At 73.4% G+C, this 3,959-nt stretch carries 3 protein-coding genes; 1 reads left to right on the top strand and 2 read right to left on the bottom strand.

Annotated features, from left to right (window positions below; translation table 11 throughout):
• Nucleotides 1-95: 95 nt before the first annotated feature.
• Nucleotides 96-1,418 carry a D-arabinono-1,4-lactone oxidase gene (locus KS423_RS40345; protein WP_224284704.1) on the bottom strand — a complete coding sequence of 441 codons (1,323 nt, stop codon included), beginning with the start codon at nt 1,416-1,418 and terminating at the stop codon, nt 96-98.
• 104 nt (nt 1,419-1,522) lie between these two features.
• Nucleotides 1,523-2,791, bottom strand: coding sequence for an MFS transporter (locus KS423_RS40340; protein ID WP_224284703.1), 1,269 nt, complete (start codon nt 2,789-2,791; stop codon nt 1,523-1,525).
• Nucleotides 2,792-2,922: 131 nt separating this feature from the next.
• Between KS423_RS40340 and KS423_RS40335 the strand changes: the two genes are divergently transcribed.
• Nucleotides 2,923-3,959, top strand: a 1,037-nt coding sequence (locus tag KS423_RS40335; RefSeq protein WP_224284702.1) for a ferrochelatase, incomplete at its 3' end; no start/stop codon positions are given.

Here is a 3,959-nt window from a genome sequence, read left to right as displayed (position 1 = left end):
GCCGGCACCGAGCAGCGCCCCGGCGAACGAGCCGGCGAAGGCGCCGGTGGCCCCGCCGCCGGCCGACGGGGCCGCCGGGACGTCCTAGGGGCGCGTCAGGCGCCCAGCACCCGGCGCAGGTAGTCGTTGCCGAACACCCGTTGCGGGTCGACCTCGTCGCGCAGCGCGGTGAAGTCGCCGAAGTGCGGGTAGACGCCGGCCAGGTACTCGGCGTCGCGGGTGTGCAGTTTGCCCCAGTGCGGCCGGCCCTGATGGGCGGTCATCAGCTGTTCGACGCCGGTGAAGTAGCCCTGGTCGGCGGTGCCCCGGTAGAGGTGGACGGCGATGTAGGCGCTGTCCCGGCCGGAGGCGGTGGAGAGCCAGAGGTCGTCGGCGGGGGCGAAGCGCACCTCGACCGGGAAGCTGACCTTCCAGTCGGAGCGCTCGACCAGGGCCTTCAGCTCGCGCAGCACCTCGCCGACGGTCGCGCGCGGCACCGCGTACTCCATCTCCACGAAGCGGACCTTGCGCGGGCTGGTGAACACCTTGTAGGCGGTGTCGGTGAAGCTGCGCTCGGACCAGGCCCGGCTGGCCAGCGAGGCGATCGAGGGGATCGAGCCGGGGAAGCGCCGGCCGACCCGGCAGGCGCCCTCCCAGACGGTGTTGGAGAGGAAGTCGTCCTCCAGCCACTCCTTGAACCGGGGCAGCGGGGCGGCCGGGCCCTGGCTGCGGTTGTTGCGCTTGGTGGAGCAGCGGTCGGTGTGCGGGAACCAGTAGAACTCGAAGTGCTCGTTGACGGCGGTGAGGTCGTCCAGGCGCTCCAGCACCTCGTCGAAGCCCATCGGCTGCTCGTGCGCGGTGAGCAGGAAGGCCGGCTCGACGCCGAAGGTGAGCGCGGTGATCACGCCGAGGGCGCCGAGGCCGAGCCGGCCGCCCTGGAAGAGCCGGGGGTTCTCGGTGGGGGAGCAGCGCTGGACGGTGCCGTCGGCGAGGACGATCTCCAGCGCGCGGATCTGGGCGGCCAGTGAGCCGGAGTCGCGGCCGGTGCCGTGGGTGCCGGTGCTGGTGGCGCCGGCCACGGTCTGGACCTCGATGTCGCCCATGTTGGTCAGGGAGAGGCCCTCGGCGGCGAGGACCCGGTTGAGCCGGTGCAGCGGGAGGCCGGACTCGACGGTGATGGTGCCGGCCTCGCGGTCGATCGCACGGACGGCGGTGAGTGCGTGCGGGCGGATCTGGACGCCGTCGCCGGCGGAGGCGATCGAGGTGAAGGAGTGGCCGGAGCCGACGGCCTTGACGGTGCGGCCCTGTTCGGCGGCCCGCAGGATCTCCTTGGCCAGCTCCTCCACGGTGCCGGGGGCGGCGGCCCGGGCGGGCCGGGCGCTCTGGTTGCCGGCCCAGTTGGTCCACCGGGTGGGCGTCGCGGTACTGGCCTGGGGCATTGCGCTGCCTCCTGCTCCGTGGCCGAACGGGTCGGCGCGGTCCGGGGCGGCGCGGCCGCCCTACCCGCGGGTAGGCCCGCGGGTAGGGCGAGAGATTAGTCAGTTCACCGTTCGGCGTCTACGGTCCGTTCGGCCCCTTCGACGGCGGCCTCGGTGCCGGGTTCGGCGGTCAGTCCGGCCCGCAGCCGGCCGAGGCCGGCGAGGGCGGCGAGCACCCCGAGCAGGCCGGCGGCCATCGGCACCCAGTAGCCGGCGGCGGCGCCGGAGGCGTCGATCACCCAGCCGCCGGCCGAGGAGCCGGCCGCGACGCCGAGGGCCAGGCCGGTGGTGGTCCAGGTCATGCCCTCGGTCAGCTGGGCGGCCGGGACGAGGCGCTCGACCAGGGCCATCGCGGTGATCAGGGTGGGGGAGATGGCGATGCCGGCGATCAGCAGCGCGGCGCCGACCACGATCAGCCCGCCCACGCCGTGCACCGCGTGGGCGACCAGCAGCAGGGGCACCATGCTGACCGCCATGAACAGGACGCCGACGAGGAAGCGCACCGCCATCGAGCCGGTGAGCTTGAGGGTTCCGAAGACCACCCCGGCCAGGCAGGAGCCGAGCGCCCACAGGGCGAGGATCACGCTGGAGACCGACTTGTGGCCCTGGGCCTCGGCGTAGGCGACGGTGACCACCTCGACCGAGCCGAAGATCGCGCCGGTGGCGACGAAGGTCAGGATCAGCACCTGGAGGCCGCGGTTGAGGATGACCGAGCCGCCCTCGTGCCGGGTGGCCGGATGGACCGGCGGCTCGGTGGAGCGCTGCCCGGCGAACAGCAGGACGCCGACGGCGAGGAAGATCGCGCCGAGCAGCAGGCCGGCCTCGGGGAAGACGGAGGTGGCCAGACCGATGGAGAGGATCGGGCCGACGATGAAGCAGACCTCGTCGACCACGGCCTCGAAGGAGTAGGCGGTGTGCAGCTTGCCGGTGTCGTCGCGGTAGAGGTGGGCCCAGCGGGCGCGGACCATCGCGCCGGTGCTCGGCATCACGCCCATGCCCGCGGCGAAGACGAACAGGGTCCAGTCCGGGGCCTCCAGCCGGGCGCAGAGCAGCAGGCCGGTGGCGGAAACGATGGTGAGCGCCATGGCGGGGACGATGATCCTGCGCTGGCCGTGCCGGTCGACCAGCCGGGAGACCTGCGGGCCGAGGACCGCGGCGGAGATCGCGAGGCAGGCCGAGACCAGGCCTGCCACCCCGTAGGAGCCTCTGAGCTGGGACAGCATGGTCACGATGCCGATCCCGGTCATGGAGATCGGCAGTCGGGATACGAAGCCGGTGGAGGAGAAGGCCAGAGTGCCGGGGGAGGCGAATATCTGGCGGTAGCTGGACAGCACGGGAGCTCCGGGCGGGGGAGTAAGGAACAAGGCTGGCGTACACAGCTTACGTATGTTGGCAAACGGTATTTTCCGGACAGCCGTGCGGCCCCGGCGGCGGCGCCCGGCCCCTCAGTGGCAGGATCGGTTCCATGTCCGACGCGCGCAAACCCTCCCCCTCCGGCGCCGCCCCGTACGACGCCCTGCTGCTGCTGTCCTTCGGCGGGCCCGAGGGCCCCGAGGACGTCGTCCCGTTCCTGGAGAACGTCACCCGCGGCCGCGGCATCCCCAAGGAGCGGCTGAAGGAGGTGGGCAGGCACTACTTCATGTTCGGCGGGGTCAGTCCGATCAACGGGCAGAACCGCGAGCTGCTCGCCGCGCTGCGCAAGGACTTCGCCGAGCACGGGCTGGACCTGCCGGTCTACTGGGGCAACCGGAACTGGGCGCCCTACCTGGTCGACACCCTGCGGGAGCTGGCCGCCGACGGCCACCGCCGGATCGCCGTGCTCGCCACCAGCGCCTACGCCGGCTACTCGGGCTGCCGCCAGTACCGGGAGAACCTGGCCGACGCGCTGGCCGCGCTCGCCGAGGAGGGCGCACCGGCCCTGCGGGTCGACAAGCTGCGGCACTTCTACAACCACCCGGGCTTCGTCGAGCCGATGATCGACGCCACCCTGGGCGCCCTGGACGAACTGCCCGAGGCCGTCCGGGCCGGCGCCCGGCTGGCGTTCACCACCCACTCCGTCCCGGACACCATGGCCGAGACCTCCGGCGCCCCGGACGACCCGGCGCGCGGCGAGCCCGGCGGCGCGTACGTCGCCCAGCACCTGGACGTGGCCCGGCTGATCGCCGCCGCCGTGGCCGAGCGCACCGGGGTGGCCGACCGGCCGTGGGAGCTGGTGTACCAGAGCCGCAGCGGGGCCCCGCACGTCCCGTGGCTGGAGCCCGACATCTGCGACCACCTGGAGGCCCAGCACGCCGGGGGCGCGCCCGCCGTGGTGATGGTCCCGATCGGCTTCGTCTCCGACCACATGGAGGTCAAGTACGACCTCGACACCGAGGCCGTCGCCAAGGCCGCCGAGCTCGGCCTGCCGGTGGCCCGGGCCGCCACCGTCGGCGCCGACCCCCGGTTCACCGCCGCGGTGCGCGAGCTCGTCCTGGAGCGGGCCGCCACCGAGCGCGGTGAGCG

This window comes from Streptomyces sp. LS1784 (genome assembly GCF_020103755.1).
GTDB lineage: Bacteria > Actinomycetota > Actinomycetes > Streptomycetales > Streptomycetaceae > Kitasatospora.
This window is presented reverse-complemented; position numbering and strand designations above follow the sequence as displayed.